General features: G+C 46.3%; 21 protein-coding genes. 4 read left to right on the top strand and 17 right to left on the bottom strand.

Annotation, left to right across the window (positions count from 1 at the left end; genetic code table 11):
- Positions 1 to 153 precede the first annotated feature (153 nt).
- Positions 154 to 558 (top strand): hypothetical protein, encoded by a 405-nt coding sequence (locus AM629_RS24710; protein ID WP_054480330.1) that lies wholly within the window; start codon positions 154 to 156, stop codon positions 556 to 558.
- Here the strand turns inward: AM629_RS24710 and AM629_RS16390 are convergent.
- Positions 546 to 1,376: a DUF4225 domain-containing protein gene (locus AM629_RS16390; protein WP_054480329.1), complete on the bottom strand. Its 831-nt coding sequence runs from the start codon at positions 1,374 to 1,376 to the stop codon at positions 546 to 548. The two genes, AM629_RS24710 and AM629_RS16390, sit on opposite strands and share 13 nt — an antisense overlap.
- Before the next feature lie 7 nt (positions 1,377 to 1,383).
- Complete coding sequence (locus tag AM629_RS16385; RefSeq protein ID WP_054480328.1) at positions 1,384 to 1,863, bottom strand: Hcp family type VI secretion system effector; 480 nt, start codon at positions 1,861 to 1,863, stop codon at positions 1,384 to 1,386.
- 438 nt (positions 1,864 to 2,301) lie between these two features.
- On the opposite strand from AM629_RS16385, the gene AM629_RS16380 reads away from it, so the two are divergent.
- Positions 2,302 to 2,520, top strand: a complete 219-nt coding sequence (locus AM629_RS16380) for a helix-turn-helix domain-containing transcriptional regulator (protein ID WP_054480327.1) — start codon at positions 2,302 to 2,304, stop codon at positions 2,518 to 2,520.
- Here the strand turns inward: AM629_RS16380 and cobT are convergent.
- Together cobT and AM629_RS16370 are read right to left on the bottom strand one after the other, a co-directional pair.
- On the bottom strand, positions 2,517 to 3,566 hold the full coding sequence (gene cobT, locus AM629_RS16375) for a nicotinate-nucleotide--dimethylbenzimidazole phosphoribosyltransferase (protein ID WP_054480326.1): 1,050 nt from the start codon (positions 3,564 to 3,566) through the stop codon (positions 2,517 to 2,519). The two genes, AM629_RS16380 and cobT, sit on opposite strands and share 4 nt — an antisense overlap.
- 4 nt (positions 3,567 to 3,570) lie before the next feature.
- Entirely contained in the window at positions 3,571 to 4,188 is a 618-nt protein-coding gene (locus AM629_RS16370) for an adenosylcobalamin/alpha-ribazole phosphatase (RefSeq protein WP_054480325.1), read from the bottom strand.
- Between the two features lie 311 nt (positions 4,189 to 4,499).
- On the opposite strand from AM629_RS16370, the gene AM629_RS16365 reads away from it, so the two are divergent.
- Entirely contained in the window at positions 4,500 to 4,796 is a 297-nt protein-coding gene (locus tag AM629_RS16365; protein ID WP_072161912.1) for a type II toxin-antitoxin system RelE/ParE family toxin, read from the top strand.
- A 9-nt stretch (positions 4,797 to 4,805) separates the two neighbouring features.
- Positions 4,806 to 5,111, top strand: coding sequence for a HigA family addiction module antitoxin (locus AM629_RS16360; RefSeq protein ID WP_054480323.1), 306 nt, complete (start codon positions 4,806 to 4,808; stop codon positions 5,109 to 5,111).
- Positions 5,112 to 5,157: 46 nt separating this feature from the next.
- On the opposite strand, the gene cobS is transcribed toward AM629_RS16360, so the two are convergent.
- The 13 genes from cobS to AM629_RS16295 are packed head-to-tail and all read right to left on the bottom strand — an operon-like array spanning position 5,158 to position 15,769.
- Entirely contained in the window at positions 5,158 to 5,904 is a 747-nt protein-coding gene (cobS, locus tag AM629_RS16355; protein WP_072161911.1) for an adenosylcobinamide-GDP ribazoletransferase, read from the bottom strand.
- Positions 5,901 to 6,446: a bifunctional adenosylcobinamide kinase/adenosylcobinamide-phosphate guanylyltransferase gene (cobU, locus tag AM629_RS16350; protein WP_054480322.1), complete on the bottom strand. Its 546-nt coding sequence runs from the start codon at positions 6,444 to 6,446 to the stop codon at positions 5,901 to 5,903. The genes cobS and cobU overlap by 4 nt, the downstream gene beginning before the upstream one ends.
- Complete coding sequence (locus AM629_RS16345) at positions 6,443 to 7,981, bottom strand: cobyric acid synthase (protein ID WP_054480321.1); 1,539 nt, start codon at positions 7,979 to 7,981, stop codon at positions 6,443 to 6,445. The genes cobU and AM629_RS16345 overlap by 4 nt, the downstream gene beginning before the upstream one ends.
- Before the next feature lie 20 nt (positions 7,982 to 8,001).
- Positions 8,002 to 8,715 (bottom strand): cobalt-factor II C(20)-methyltransferase, encoded by a 714-nt coding sequence (locus AM629_RS16340; protein ID WP_054480320.1) that lies wholly within the window; start codon positions 8,713 to 8,715, stop codon positions 8,002 to 8,004.
- Positions 8,715 to 9,509, bottom strand: coding sequence for a sirohydrochlorin cobaltochelatase (gene cbiK / locus AM629_RS16335; RefSeq protein ID WP_054480319.1), 795 nt, complete (start codon positions 9,507 to 9,509; stop codon positions 8,715 to 8,717). Before cbiK ends, AM629_RS16340 begins: the two co-directional genes overlap by 1 nt.
- 15 nt (positions 9,510 to 9,524) lie before the next feature.
- On the bottom strand, positions 9,525 to 10,322 hold the full coding sequence (locus tag AM629_RS16330; RefSeq protein ID WP_054480318.1) for a cobalt-precorrin-6A reductase: 798 nt from the start codon (positions 10,320 to 10,322) through the stop codon (positions 9,525 to 9,527).
- Complete coding sequence (locus tag AM629_RS16325; protein WP_054480317.1) at positions 10,319 to 11,044, bottom strand: precorrin-3B C(17)-methyltransferase; 726 nt, start codon at positions 11,042 to 11,044, stop codon at positions 10,319 to 10,321. Before AM629_RS16325 ends, AM629_RS16330 begins: the two co-directional genes overlap by 4 nt.
- Positions 11,038 to 12,099 carry a cobalt-precorrin 5A hydrolase gene (cbiG, locus tag AM629_RS16320; RefSeq protein WP_054480316.1) on the bottom strand — a complete coding sequence of 354 codons (1,062 nt, stop codon included), beginning with the start codon at positions 12,097 to 12,099 and terminating at the stop codon, positions 11,038 to 11,040. Before cbiG ends, AM629_RS16325 begins: the two co-directional genes overlap by 7 nt.
- Complete coding sequence (locus tag AM629_RS16315) at positions 12,080 to 12,853, bottom strand: cobalt-precorrin-4 methyltransferase (protein ID WP_054480315.1); 774 nt, start codon at positions 12,851 to 12,853, stop codon at positions 12,080 to 12,082. The genes cbiG and AM629_RS16315 overlap by 20 nt, the downstream gene beginning before the upstream one ends.
- Positions 12,846 to 13,415, bottom strand: a complete 570-nt coding sequence (locus tag AM629_RS16310; protein ID WP_054480314.1) for a decarboxylating cobalt-precorrin-6B (C(15))-methyltransferase — start codon at positions 13,413 to 13,415, stop codon at positions 12,846 to 12,848. The genes AM629_RS16315 and AM629_RS16310 overlap by 8 nt, the downstream gene beginning before the upstream one ends.
- Entirely contained in the window at positions 13,405 to 14,007 is a 603-nt protein-coding gene (locus AM629_RS16305; protein WP_054480313.1) for a cobalt-precorrin-7 (C(5))-methyltransferase, read from the bottom strand. The genes AM629_RS16310 and AM629_RS16305 overlap by 11 nt, the downstream gene beginning before the upstream one ends.
- Positions 14,004 to 15,140: a cobalt-precorrin-5B (C(1))-methyltransferase CbiD gene (gene cbiD, locus AM629_RS16300; protein ID WP_054480312.1), complete on the bottom strand. Its 1,137-nt coding sequence runs from the start codon at positions 15,138 to 15,140 to the stop codon at positions 14,004 to 14,006. Before cbiD ends, AM629_RS16305 begins: the two co-directional genes overlap by 4 nt.
- A complete protein-coding gene (locus AM629_RS16295) occupies positions 15,137 to 15,769 on the bottom strand; it encodes a cobalt-precorrin-8 methylmutase (RefSeq protein ID WP_054480311.1) in 633 nt (210 codons plus the stop codon). The genes cbiD and AM629_RS16295 overlap by 4 nt, the downstream gene beginning before the upstream one ends.
- Between the last annotated feature and the right edge of the window lie 14 nt (positions 15,770 to 15,783).

The following is a 15,783-nucleotide window of genomic DNA, read 5'->3' as shown; positions in this document are numbered from 1 at the left end:
GCCTTTCCGTTCGCTGTAATTTAATCACAGGCTCAAAATTGTTAATTTTCTATATTCGTTTTAAAATAAAAAATAAATTTAACCCTTGCGCTCATTAATAAAATAGGATTAAAATAACCAATTATAAAACCAAATAAAATCGAGTTTAAATAAATGAACCTAACTGACTTAAGAAAATCAATATTAAATAGTGGCTTCACCTTAAAAGAATTACTTAAGATGAAGAGAAACTTTATTATGCTATATAAAGATGACCCTGATGTTTATGATAAATACCAAAGTAAAACAGATTGCTTTTGTCATTATCTATTACTTATAGCTGAATACATCGCTATACCATTGATATATTTGACTCCAATTTGCTTATTTATGATAACAGGTATGTTTTTCAGTGATATGGCATATGGAATTCCATTAATGACATCTATCTACCTATTCTTTACAATTTTTTCCTTAATTTATTATAGCTTCTCTGTTAAATGCAATCCTATCACAGGATTAAAATTAGCAATATTCTATATTCGCTTTAAAATAAAAAATAAATTTCAATCGTTATGAAGTTTATTTATGTCATCTAGCAAAAGTTTGAATTTATATCCACTACCTGATAACTGAATGGTTAACATAGGCTTTGATGTTAACTGCCATTTTCTGGCAAGATCCGAATTAATATATCTGAACAATTTTCCTGTCCCAGGCTTGACAGAATAGCCTCCTGATATATTATTCTTGGATTTAACCGGTTTAAGCTTGAGCATCCCATATGTTCCATATAAACTTAACGCAAAATCAACCGAACTATAAGCAACATCAGCTACATCATCATCATAATTTAAAGCATTAGAGACATATCGATAACCTTTCCTAAGCCAACCTATATCTTGATGCTCATAAATAATCGGAGTAATAGACTCATAAGTAATATTAACTCCATGAGCCACTAAAACAGCCCCTATTGATTGAACCCTTTTAGATCTTACAATTCTCCCTGAATGAATTACAGCAAAACCAGTAGCTGTCTGAACACCACCAGCAACAACGCCGGCACCTATTTTTGCATATTTAACCACGCCCTGATCTTCAAATATATCGGTTATAATATATTTGGTATAATCCTTACGTCTTAAAACCTGATATTCTTTTTCCGTTACTTCATATTCATCTTTTACTTCATAAACCAATCTCTTTTTTTCATTTACATCAAATGTGTTTTTAAATTCACGTGTTTTTATATTAACAAAATCATCAATTTCTTTTAAATATGACATTCTCAATTGGCTATCCTCTATAAAAAAGGTAGCAGCCAAATGTGCTTTACGCTTCAACGACGAAGCGTAATTATTTAAATCATAAGAGAGATGAGATATCCCTTTCATAAAAACCTCAATAAACGTTATCTGCCCATATGCTATATGCACTTGTGCCAGACATAACATGTTCCCACGTGATTGACTGATACATTAAAGATAAACTTTCCTGAGGCTGACACTCATTATGCGTAGATGAATTTGGATAAAAACCATTCAATCCACATATATATGCGCCAGTGAGTTTTATCTTATAATAAAGCTCTAAACCACCTTTACTTGATGTTCTGTAAAAATAAAAAATACATTGTAGCGATTCTTTATTGGTTATCGCTACGCCCAAAAGAGGAGATGATTTATCTATTGGCTTTCTTATTTCAACCGGCTGATGATTAACATTCTGACTTCTGGTTATATTCGATGTTAATTCATAAACAAAGATATGATCTTCATGACCAATCTGACATGTGTTACCAATAGAATCAACCGTTGAACATCCTTGTGATATTAATCCTTGTTTATCACCCTTAATTTCCACATATATTATATTCGCCATAAAAAAACCATTAGTTAGTCAATATTCAAAAACATAAATATATATTACATTAATGACAAATATAATTATATATTGATTTTATTCGCAAAAAACGTGATAAATCTCATGACAATAAAAATCAATCCAACCATTTAGGGTTATAAGCATAATTTAATACCTTGAGATATTTAACTTAAATCAATATTGAGATATTTCTTAACCAAAGGTAGCTACGTATAATGAAACCATTGGCTAGAAAATATTACGATATATATTTACTTGAATTCTTAAAATTATCACCCAAGAACAATGAACTCATATAAAAATGGCTATTTAACAATAAAGTATTATTGGGATAAGTAATTATTCTTTGATATTCAAGCTAAAGCCCGCATCACAACCCGAGTGAACAGAGTAGAAAGCAATTGAGTCTTGGCGAGATTACCAACAGAGGAAACCATGAGTAGATCACGCAGTCACGATGAAGCAGTCATTGAAATGCTCCGTAAAGACCCTAAGTTCGCTGAAATATACTTTCACACTGCTTTTGAAGAACTTGATGAAGAGGGCGGAGAAACTGGCTTTTTATTAGCACTTCGCCATGTTGTTGAAGCATGTGGCGATATGTCACTGGTCTCCGAACGAACTGGACTTTCACGCGAAACTCCTGACAATTAAAACGGCAACACAATATTACTTTCAGCCAGCAGTCCCATATTGTTATACATAGCACAAGCCGCATCCACCAAATGCATAGCCAACGCAGCGCCACTCCCCTCCCCCAAACGCATTCCCAAATGCAAATAAGGCTCTAATTGCAAGTGCTGCAACGCAATAATTGAACCTTTCTCTGACGATAAATGCGAAGGAATCAGGTAATGGCGCACATCAGGAGCAATACGACAAGCGGCCAGCGCCGCCGCGTAAGAAGGAAAACCATCCAGAATCACCGGCAGTCCAGCAGAGGCCGCGCCAAGTATCACGCCGGCCATACCCACCAAATCATAACCACCGACCTTTGCCAATACATCAATACTGTTGCTAGCATCAGGTCGATTGACGCCAATCGCCTGTCGCACAACCGCCACTTTGTGATGCAAGCGTTCTCTGGGGAAATTAGCTCCCATTCCTACGATCTGTTGTGGATCGCTGTCCGTAAAAACGCTGACTACAGCCGCCGCCGGTGTGGTGTTTGCCATACCCAATTCACCCACACCAAACAGTTTCACGCCAGTCGCAACCTGTTCCAGCGTCAGGCGTGCCGCTGCCAACAACAGATCTTCGGCTTGCTGGCAGCTCATGGCCGGTCCATGAGCAATATTGCCACTGCCACGCCCCATCTTCATATTCACCAGTCCCGGCAGCGGATCACTGTCAATGCCCACATCGACCACTTTCACCTCTGCGCCCGCATTTGCTGCCAACACGCAAACACCCGTGATCCCTTTCATCATATTCTGCGCATGAATAGCGGTTACCGGCTTGGGAGATATCGTCACTCCTTCGTCATACACCCCATGATCCGCAACCATCACAATGATCTGCTTACGATCAATATGATGGCCCGATAATCCCCGCATGCCCGCAAGTTGAATTGCCAAATGTTCCAGACGTCCGAAACTGCCCGTTGGTTTAACCAGCCCATCCAATCGGGTAGCCGTGCGCGCCATAGCAATATTATCCAGCGGCATAATAGCATTCAGGATCGATGAAAATGTTTGCATGGTGTTATTCCCGCATCTCAGGTTGCCAACCAGACTGGTTGTTAAATGTACGCAGAGTGGCAAATCCACGATGGATTTCCACTACACTGTATGTTCCCTGTTCAAAATGAAAATGCCACATGGCAGAAGGCGGCATCGTTAACAAACGTGCCAATAGCAGGCTCAGTACTCCCTGATGGGCAACTAATAGCTGATTAGCCTGACTTTCTTGTGTCAGCAGTCGTTGCACCACATTTTCTATACGTGCGGCAAACGACGAAAAAGTTTCACCGCCGGTAGGAGATGCCTGTTGCCAGTCTGCTAACCAGGCAGCCCACGCTTCTGCATCTTCATGCTGCAAATTACGGTGATGGCGCATTTCCCACTCACCAAAATCCATTTCATTAAGTTGCTCATCAATGCTAGCTGATAATGAGCTATCTGCCAGAATAATCTCCGCAGTATGACGCGCCCGCCATAGCGCGCTGCTTGTCGCTTGCGAAAATTTTACTGCCGATAAATAGTGAGCAACTTGCCGGGCCTGATTTATCCCCGTTTTAGTCAACGCTATATCCGTCATACCACAGAAAACACCGTTCAAATTCGCTGCCGTCTGACCATGCCGAACCAAAAATAGTCGCATTATCGTTACTCAATCTGAGATATGTTTAAGAACAGCTGATTCAGAGACATATATACCCTTCATCTTTCAAAATTCCCATCTTTGATGGTTTCTCGCATGAAGATGGGGAATATATAGATCTTGTTCTACAACCTCATCAGCACAAATGACATGAACTAATGTCACTACTTACCCGTGTAGAAATACTATTTTGTTTTTTTAAATCCTGCGTATCATGTGCTCTTTAGGGATATGTCGTTCCTTTTTGGTTTCACTATGCCTCTATTTTGGGTACAATTCTTTTTATCGAGAACAAGCTAGAGGAAAGGCCAATGATTGGTAGTTTTAAGGACGGAGAAACAGGCTCATTGGCACGGTTCTATTTTGACAGCATTCGAGGGGGAGACATACCCGCTACTATCATTAATCCTTTACGTAGAAAGCTTTCTCTTCTGGAAGCTTCTACTACAGAGAAATCTCTGTTTTCTCCACGCAGTAATAACTATGAGCGCCTTTCAGGAAACTTGGATGGATGGTCTAGCATTCGCGTATCTATTCAATGGAGGCTCATTTTTCGCTGGCGTGATGGCCATGCTTATGATCTTTACCTTGACCCGCATAAATACTAAGGAGGCTTTATGGATACCAGAACAGCAGAACCTACCACTGTAGGCGAGATGTTAACTGAAGAGTTTTTAAAACCTTTAGGAATAACACAGCAACAATTGGCGAATGCTATGGGTATTTCTCGTAAGGTTATCAGTCAGATCGTAAATCATTCCCGCCGCCTGTCTGTTGAAGAAGCGACACAATTGGCTGGTTTATTTGAAACGGACGAGGACTTTTGGATTAATATTCAGGCGGCTCATGATCGCTGGGAAAGTCGTCAGATTTCCGCCCGTAAGCATTACACGCCTATTACTGTTATTCTCTCGGCTAGCTAATGCCTGGCACTAGAATAGGGAGTTGGGCATTCTGTTAGAAAGTTACTCACAGTAACGCCAGTAAAAACACCAACTCCCCGACTTCCACAGACGCGCCAAGGGTATCACCGGTCTGACCGCCTAAACGGCGGTGCAGATACACCGCCAGCAACCCAATAACCAATAGCGTGATTGCCCATGCCAACACACCAGACCATTGCGTCAACAGGGCAATCAACACCACGCCAACTAACAGCGTCAACAATGTCTGATTCCCATTAACCCGGCCAATATAAAGATTTCCCAATCCAGCGCCTTCACGGGCACAACGTTGACGATACATTAACAGTACAATTGCGCTCCGGCCTGCCACTGATGCAGCCGCCAAGGTCATTAACATAGGCGCATCACGCAATGCTAATTCGCTTACCACCAGCACTTTCGCCAAAATAAGGAAGATCAACGCCAATCCACCATTGGTTCCTAAACGGCTATCACGCATGATTTCCAGCATTCTTTCCCGCTTACGAGCTGAAAACACGCCATCACAGGTATCCGCTAAACCATCAAGATGAAATGCCCCCGTGAGCAATGCCAAGGCTAATACGTAACCTAATGCCGCCAATGGCATACCACACCAAGGTGCAAGCAGGGTAAAAAGAGCAGCAGCAAGCAGACCGACAATCAATCCAACCAATGGGAAACTCACAATACCACGCACGTATTGATCCATTTCCAATCCTTGCGTCCAACGCGACGGTACTGGGATACGCGTCATAAACTGTAAGGTGGCGAGAAAAAGACGCAGATTCACTTAATTTTTACCTCAATCCCCGATACCATCATAAATACTTCACTGGCCGCCGCCGCCAGCCGCTGGTTAACTCTTCCAGCTATGTCGCAGAAATGACGGGCCAAACGGTTCTCCGGCACAATGCCCATGCCCAATTCGTTAGTCACCAGATATATCGGAGACGTCATGCAGGCACAAGCCGCTAATAGATCACTAATTTGCTGCTGAATCCCTATCTCTAATACCGCAAAATCCATGTGTTCCGGTGGTGTTTCTCCTGCCAGATCAAATAATAAGTTGGTAATCAGTGTGGTAATACATTCAAGAATGACAGCTTCCCCCGGCTGGGTTTGTGTCATGATGACTGCGCCAAGATCGTGATAGCCTTCCCATGTGCGCCAATGGGAAGGCCGGTTTTCGCGGTGCAAACGTATTCGCTCAGCCATTTCACTGTCTGTCACCACAGAAGTCGCAATATAAAACACTTGCTTACTCGCTTGTGCCGCCAATTTCTCCGCCAGCAAACTTTTACCACTGCGAGCGCCGCCGGTAATCAGAATCACAGCGCCGAACCTTGTTGATGGGTTTTCATACACTGATAAATCCGTTCTATATCCAAGTGCTTACGCATAGCTTTCGCCAGACGATCAAACTGTGTTTGTTTGTAGTGAGCGTAATCCAATGTATCACCTTGATAAGCCATCAGCCCTTTACGTTGACGTAAAGCATTAAGCAGAGCACGGGTAAAGTTAGCACTATCAAACAAGCCATGAATATAACTTCCCATCACACTGCCATCTCGATTAACGGCACCATCAAACCAATTGCCTGAATGGCCGTTACGATCAGTAATACAGGCAAATGGTGTCGCATCTGTCCCCAGTAACGAGCTGCCCATATGAATCTCATAACCTCGGATAGGCTGCTCAATGCAATCTGACAGCAAACCCGATAACCCAGACCAACAACGACCGTTTACTCTGGTTGTCACTTTTTCATGATCAAACCGGGTTTCCATATCCAGCAATCCAAGGCCATCCATCCGTTCAATACCCGATTCCACGCCATCGATAATCCACCTCCCTAACATTTGATAACCACCACAAATACCGATAACAGGAATACCTGCTTGATGCGCTGTCAGCAAAGCATCCGCTAACCCGTTCTGCCGCAACCATTGCAAATCTCCCAATGTGTTTTTGCTACCGGGCAAAATGATCAGATCCGACGACTGCAACGCCGATGGTTGAGTCACATAACGCAAGCGAACATCCGGTTGCACCGCCAGTGCATTAAAATCAGTAAAATTGGCAATATGAGGTAAACGAATCACCGCAATATCCAACTCCTTTTCTGCGGCATCCGCATATTTGCCGGTTTGCAGCGCTACACCGTCTTCATCTTCCAGATCGATATCCAACCAAGGCATCACCCCTAACACCGGTACTCCGGTTAAGGCTTCAATCTGTTCAAGACCCGGCTGGAGTAAGCTAATATCACCACGAAATTTGTTGATGATTACCCCTTTTACCCGCGCTTTTTCCTCTGGGCGCAACAGTGCCAGCGTACCGTAGATGGCAGCGAATACCCCACCTCGATCGATATCCGCGACCAATAGCACAGGCGCATCCACCATTTCCGCCATTCCCATGTTGACAATGTCTCGATCGCGCAAATTGATCTCCGCTGGACTGCCAGCCCCTTCCAGCACAATCACGTCATATTCACGAGCCAGACTATGAAAAACTTCTCTGATTTGTTGCTGCAAATGGGGTTTATATTGGTGATACTCCACCGCATTCATGCTACAGGCGACTTTTCCCATTAGCACAACCTGAGCCTTGCGGTCGCTGGTCGGTTTAAGCAATACCGGGTTCATCCGTACATCAGGCTCGATACCCGCCGCTTCTGCCTGAAAAATCTGCGCCCTTCCCATTTCTTCACCATTAATAGTGATACCAGAATTCAGCGCCATGTTCTGTGATTTGAACGGTGCACAGCGGTAACCATCTTGAACAAAGATACGACATAATCCCGCAACTAATACGCTCTTCCCAACATCAGATGCCGTACCCTGCAACATTAAAGATAAACCCATAATGCGACCTCTCTTATTATTTACTCCCCAGTACGCCACTGTTTGTTCACTAAGATGGTGGAGAAATAAGGTAATTTCTGATCAATCGCCACTTGATCCAAGCGGCGCCAGCACTGTTCACCTGGCAATGAGGCATCTGCCATCAACAGGGCATGTTCAAACAAATTCAAACGAGCCAACAACGTACACACCATGGCAAAACGGCCATAAACTTTCATCAGCACCACACAATCATGGTTTTGCAGTGCCTGTTCCAACTCGGCTTCCGGCGCAGTACAGGACATGACTGCCATTGATTGCTGTTCCATTGCCAGCGGTAATACAGTACGCGCTGCAATCGCCGCAAAAGAGGTGATACCTGGGATAATTTCCAACCACTCTTGCCGACCAATGCGTGCCAATAAAAAGACCCAGGTACTGAACAGCATGGCATCACCAAGCGTGATAAACCCCACCTGCCGCCCTTTCATCACTTCATCTTTCAGTTGTTGCGCCACTTCATCCCATACAACTTGTTTTTCTTCGTCGTTACTGCTCATCGGGAAGTGACAAGTGCGAATTTCAGTGTGTGATGAGAGGTATTCACGCACGATGGAAAGCGCCAAACTGTCACCCTCTTTACGCCCGGCAGGTGCATAAAGCACATCAAGGCGGGAAAGTATCCGGGCAGCCCGAACAGTAATCAAATCACTGGCACCAGGGCCAACGCCCATAGCATAAAGTTTTCCTTCCATCACACCACCTCCTGTTGATCTACCTGTAACGCATCGGCCAGGTGTTGAACGAACATCTGGCGAATCAACGGATTTTCACCTAATCCCTGTAACCAAGATTGGGTTTTGATCCCAACCGCTTCCAATTGAGAACGCCATGAATCCGGCTCGTCTGATGCCATATCGTTAATCGCATGGTCGCCAGCCACCAGCATTAATGGCATCAAATGTACTTTACGCACCGCCTGCCGCCGCAAGCGGATGATGATATTATCGATTTCCGGGTAGCTTTCCACCGCACCAACTAATGCCGGGAAATTATGTGAACTCATCAGGTGATCAAGACACGCGTAGGCAGAAAAAGCATGATGGGTTGCACCATGCCCCATAAACACTACACGCTCATCCGCCGCCAGCGGGGGGATTTGACTTTTCAGGGCAACAAGCAGTTGTTGATAATCAGCAAAGCTGTTAAGTAACGGTGTACCAACAACTAAACGTTGAAAATGACCATTAAAGGTACGCACTTCGCTGACAATCTTTTCATATTCGTCACCGTTGATGACGTGAAGGGACTGAATAGCCACATCCTGATAACCTTCATTGACTAAACGCTCCAGCGCCTGCCGTGGGTTATCTATCTGTAAACCATCACGCTTTTGCAATTTACGAATGATCATTTCAGAGGTGAACGCACGATACAAATCACGATCATTGTAAGCAGCCGCCAGTTGTTGTTCACAAGCCTCAATATTCTTTTGCCGGGTTTGCTGATAGCTAGTTCCAAAACTGATAATTAGCAGTGCTTTTTTCATTTTATTGCCCTCGTTTTATTGCCCTCGTTGTTCTTGCCAGTGAATCAGGTGCTGGACAAATTCATCCAATGAGCTAACCCGCTCTCCTTCATCATGCTGTAAAGACGAAGCTGGACGGCATACCACAATGCAGGGGATATTAAGTGCCAGACAAGGAGCCACTTTCTGCTGATATCCCCCTTCTGCACCGGATTCTTTGGTGATCACCACATCGGGATGGCAAAATTCATACAGTGCATGATTGAATTCAGCGGTAAACGGGCCGCGCAAGGCAATAATATGATCAACACCTAGCCCCAAAGCCTCACACTGAACCAGTACCTCCGCCGTTGGCAGTACCCGTACCAACAAGGTTTTTTCCGGTAGTAAACGCTGATATAGCGCCAGTTGCTTGCTGCCGGTGGTTAGCAAAATTCGCTGCCCTAGTGTCCGGGCAATGTCACAAGCCGCTTCCACACTATCGGCTTTGTGCAACAACGGGTGATTGAGTAAATCAATCTCACTAGGGCGTTGATAACGGGTGAGCTTCAACGACAAGCGACGACAGGCGGTAATCACGTTTTGACTGAGCGCTTCCGCATAAGGATGAGAAGCATCAATCACCCAACGTACTTTATGCTGATCAAAGTAATGCATCATTGCCTCAGTATCCATTCGCCCCACCACCACATCCCCCCGAATTTCTCCCGCCAGTTGTCTCCCTGCATCAGTAGCAACCGAAAGACGGTAACGCACGCCTGCCGCGTCTAATGCCCGACAGAGTAGTCGGGCGTCACTGGTACCACCAAAAACATGGACTGCCGGAGGATTCATAATTCATATCCTCGTGGTGTGATCATCAGTCCATCACGGCAATAAGTCGTTTGATTGCCAACGATGACCAGACTGGTCATATCCACGGGTGAAAAATCCATCTCGCTAAACGTGGTGATCCATTTATCTTGTTTTTTACGTGCGGCAGCCTTCACTACCCCCACTGGGGTCTGGGCTGCTTTCCATGGACGCATAAGTTCAAATGCTTTGGCGAGATGCCCTTCACGGCCACGGCTGCGTGGGTTATAAAAACAAATAACAAAATCAGCTTGCGCGGCAGCAATAATACGTTTCTCAATCATCGGCCACGGCGTTAGCAGATCACTTAAACTGATATGACAAAAATCATGCATCAACGGCGCGCCTAACAACGATGCGGCGGCAATACTGGCGGTGATCCCCGCGACTAACTTAACTTCAAGATCACATTGTTGCTGGCAAACTAACTCCAGCACTAAACCAGCCATACCATAGATCCCCGCATCCCCACTGCTGATTAAGGCCACCTTGCGACCGGACAAAGCCAGATCAATTGCTGTCTGACAGCGCTCAATCTCCTTACACATACCGGTTTTAATCACTTCTTTATCCATCGTCAGATGTTTGACCAAATGGGTGTAGGTTTTATAGCCAACAACAATTTCAGCTTCACGGATCGCGGCAATGGCTTCCTGTGTCATCATGGATTCATTGCCTGGTCCAATACCAATTACGGTTAACATGATTGTGATACCCCCAAAGTGATAGTGACGCCCTGCTCACGCAGGGTCCGACCAACCAGTTTTCCTTCACTCATCAACCAAGCGACAGGTTGTGAAACACTGCCAACTCCCACCGTCTGGCGCACAAAATCGGAAGCGGGAAAACGCTGTTCATGGCGACTTAGCTCATTAACACTGAATAACTCAAACGGTACACGCCAACGCTGTGCAAGCTGATTCAGCGCTGGTTCATCCTTTTTAATGACAACACTACCGATGGCGCGAAGGGCCATCAGGTCAAAATGATTTTCTGACATATGCTTCCGCAATAGCTCAACCAGTGTTTGCAACGGTGTATCCCGGCGACAACCGATCCCAGCCACAACACGTTTCGGCACTAATTTGTAGGCTGGCAAAGGCAATTCTGGTAGCAAATCCCGCAACGTGACACACACCAATGCATCCAATTCCGGCAACATATCCAAACAGGCTACCGGAACAAAACCTCGGGTATCACAGTGCTCGCATTCACTAAGCAGTAGTTCATCCCACCACAACCCCACTTTCTGACCACTGACCAGCATTTGGTTTATCACCTTCACCACGTGGCGAAAATCCTGCATATCGGCATCTAATTGAGTGGCAAGGGTATCCAGTGCCGCCATCCCGTTAACATCCGTGGCAGTCGTAATTACCGGATCGGCCCCCAGTAGTTCCGCCAGAGAGTAAGTCAATGCATTTGCCCCACCCACATGACCGGATAACAGGCTAATGACATGCTGACCTTGTTCATCAATCACCACCACGGCGGGATCATGCATTTTGTCGTTTATCAGCGGCGCAATCATACGTACCGTGATCCCAAGAGCCGCCACGACCACCAGCGCCGAATAGCTTTTAAATGCCTCGCGTAAGGTATCGCCAAAACTGCCATTGAAAGGAATAAACCCCGGCTCCAGCAACTTTTCGCTGGTAAAACAGGTCAGAGGAAGATGCGTTTTCAGCCGACGTACCAGTCTGACCCCGCCCGGCGTCAAACAGAACACAGCTATCGACTCATGCCCGGCGATATTCATGGCTAAACCCCGCATCGTAGAGCCTGGAATTGTGGTATTCCTCTCCCAAGAAAGCCCCTACCAAAATCAAAGCCGTTTTACGAATACCTGCTTCGCGTACTTTTTCGGCGATATCTGCTAATGTGCCGCGCACAGTACAGCTTTCAGCCCAAGTTGCTTTGTATATCACCGCAACCGGCGTTGTGACAGGGTAACCACCGGCCTGAAGACGCGCAGCCACATGTTCCATCTTCTGCACAGAAAGGTAGATAGCCATTGAAGTTTGATGAGCAGCGAAGGATTCTAACTGTTCGAGCGGTGGCACCGGTGTACGCCCCTCAATCCGGGTAATGATCAGGCTTTGCGACACTTCCGGTACCGTGTATTCCACTCCTAACTGCGCTGCTGCGCCAAGAAAAGCACTGACGCCCGGCACCGAGACAAAACCCATGCCCGCATCGGTTAAAGCTTCTCCTTGCTCGCGAATAGAACCATACAACGAGAGATCGCCAGTTTGCAGTCGAACCACCAATTTACCTGCATGGACGCCATCAACCATCAATGTAACAATCTGTTCCAGTGTCAGACCGGCGCTGTCATGGCATTCAGCCTCTGGTGGACAATAATCCAACAGTTCGGTATTAATCAGCGAACCGGCATAAATCACCACCTGCGCTTGTTGCAACAAACGGTAGCCTTTCAAGGTGATCAATTCCTTGTCACCCGGTCCGGCCCCCACAAACCAGACTTTCCGGGGATCAAAATGCTCAGACATAGCCCCCCTCCTTGTAACAGGAAATAAGATAAGCCGGATTATTCGGTTTGAAATAGTGACCGCTGCCAAGTGATGCCAGAGTAGATGCCTGTAGCTGTATGCATTCCAAGTTACTGATTTGACATGTCCGCAAATGCGCCAATGCATCATTCAGATTATTCAGTAAAATAAAAGTCAGTACCAAACGGCCACCGGGGTACATGTGATCCAGCGCCCAGTCGATCAGTGCCGTCAATTGTCCACCACTACCACCAATAAATACCGCATCTGCCATGACCTCCAATGCCAATGGCGCTTCTCCGGCAATGATTTCTACATTATGACAACCCAACCGCTGACGATTCTCGCCTATCAAAGCTAATGCCGCCGGGTTACGCTCAATGGCAGTGACAGTCAGCGCCGGAAATCGCAAAGCCGCCTCCAGCGCCACACTGCCTGTACCTGCCCCCACATCAATCAACTGTTTGGCATTAATCAACTCCAGCCGCTCCAGTGCTAATGCACGTACCGGCTCTTTAGTCATCGGCACTTTTTGGCCGCGTAAAAATTCATCATCTCTCATTTAGGATCACCACCACATTCATGTCATAGTTAGTCGCCACCGCTTCAGGCCGCAGGCGGTGAATACGCTCATTGGACAAAGAGAGGTTCTCACCAATAATCAATGTACGATTCAGACCACGTTGAATAATGGCCTGCGCAATTGCCCACGGGCCTACGCGCCCATCAGTTACCATCCCTACTTTGTCGTGTTGCAGAAGCCAATCAAAATCTGGGGTACGCCCATGACCGCTGGTCAGATAGATATCGTTCATATCCAACGCGGCTTTGGCACATAGATACTGAATTGAACTGATACCCGGAATAATGCGCAGATCATCTGCGGTAAAATATTCAGATAATAGTTTGCCGATGCCATACAACAGCGGATCACCAGACGCTAATACCACAATATGACGAGTGCTGTTGTTCTGTAGCCAGACAATTAAGCTGGCAAGATCCGCATCCAATACGCGAGTTTCATGAGTTATGCCGCTAAATATCTCCAGATGTCGCCTGCCACCCACCAATACCTCCGCCTCAGTGATATAACGTTGTGCCTGCGGTAACAGATACGCAGTATCACCGGGACCAATACCGACTGCGGTGATCATCTCATCTCCTCCAAAATGTCATGCAATGGACGGCTAGTACCTAATATCTGATTATCAAAGGAGAACATAATGGCATCACAACGCGGTGGGTTAACGGCAAAACGCAACATCTCACTCATCCGTTCGCAAATACGTTCAGCAATGCGGTTATAAACTGCTTGCAGACCCTGTTCTGCGATCAGTTCCATAGCCGCTTCTGTGGTATCACAACGATTAACCTCCAACAGCAGTGCCTGCGGTGCGCCCAGCAGCGCCAGATACGCAATTAAGGTTTCCATGCGACCATCAGCAATATGACTGTGGGTATGAAAAATGCCGGCTGCTACTTTCACCAACTTGCCGGGATGTCCTACTAACATGATATGGCGGAACCCAAGCCGTACTGCTTCCTGCAACATGTAACCAACGAAGTTACTCATGGTTACCACCAGCTGACCATCAAGCCCCAGTTGTTCACGTACAAAACGCTCACCGTGATTACCAGGAACCAGAATGACCTTTTCAGCGCCCGCCGCACGTTTCATTTCCAGCTCTAGCGCTAATGAGCGTTTCCAACTCTCTTCCGACATAGGTGTGACGATACCGGTGGTACCAATGATGGAAATACCACCCAGTATCCCTAATCGCCCGTTGTAAGTTTTTTTTGCCCGCTCTTCACCTTCCGGTGCGAAAATTTCGACTTCCGCCCCCCGCGTAGGACCAATCGCTTCCCGAACGGCTGCTTCAATGGTCTGGCGCGGTGTACGGTTAATGGCCGCACTACCTATTGGCAGCCCAACACCTTTGCGAGTGACCGTGCCAACACCTTCGCCACCACGCAAATTGATCTCTCCGTGGTCGCACAGGGTGACACGGGCAAAAATCAACATACCGTGGGTCGCATCCACATCATCACCCCCATCTTTACGAATAGCCGCAGTAGCCTGCTGACCCTCAATCAGGGGTTGTTCGACATTAAGACGCAGTGTCACACCAGAAGGCGTAACAATAGAAACATGGTCAATCACTTGCTGGCGCAGTACCATCAATGCGGCAACCTTAGCGGCGGCAGTGGCACAGGAACCGGTGGTATAACCTTTGCGATACTGTTTACCGTTATGCCAGATGCTATCCAATTGCATGGTGTCGCTCATGGCGCCTCCCGCAATCGGTATAAAATGGCATTGATAATTGCCGCTGCGACGTTGCTACCTCCTTTACGGCCTGCGGCTGCAATACAGGGCAATTCACTTTGCATCAGCGCAGCTTTCGATTCCGCAGCGCCAACAAATCCGACAGGTACCCCAACCACCGCTAAGGGTGAAGCCTGCCTTTCCAGCAAGCGGAACAACGCGGTTGGCGCATTACCGAACACGAATATTTTGTCGCCTTCCTCATCCAGTGCGACATCCACCGCTGCCATAGAGCGGGTGATACCCCGCGCTTTCGCTATCGCCACTACACGCGGGTCACTGATATAACAACGACTCTCACACCCCATCTGATGTAACAACGTTTTGTTAATACCGGACTGAGCCATCGTGGTATCGGTATACAAAATGCACCCTCGACGCAATGCTTCAGTCATGTGGGCCAGCACATCTGGCGAGAACCACAAAATATCCAGCCAATCAAAATCCGCAGTAGTGTGGATCACCCGTTTAATTACCGCTTCTTGCATCTCATCAACAAAACGATAATCAGGATGCTCACGGGCAATAATGTCGCCAATGATTGCGAAGCTATTCTGTTCAATTTGCTGAGGTTTCTGGAGGTAATTCATAACATTGCCCTTTT

Origin of the sequence: Photorhabdus heterorhabditis (assembly GCF_001280945.1) — a bacterium.
In the GTDB taxonomy this organism is placed as follows: domain Bacteria; phylum Pseudomonadota; class Gammaproteobacteria; order Enterobacterales; family Enterobacteriaceae; genus Photorhabdus; species Photorhabdus heterorhabditis.
The sequence above is the reverse complement of the archived record's forward strand: the minus strand, read 5'-3'. Positions and strand labels throughout refer to the sequence as shown.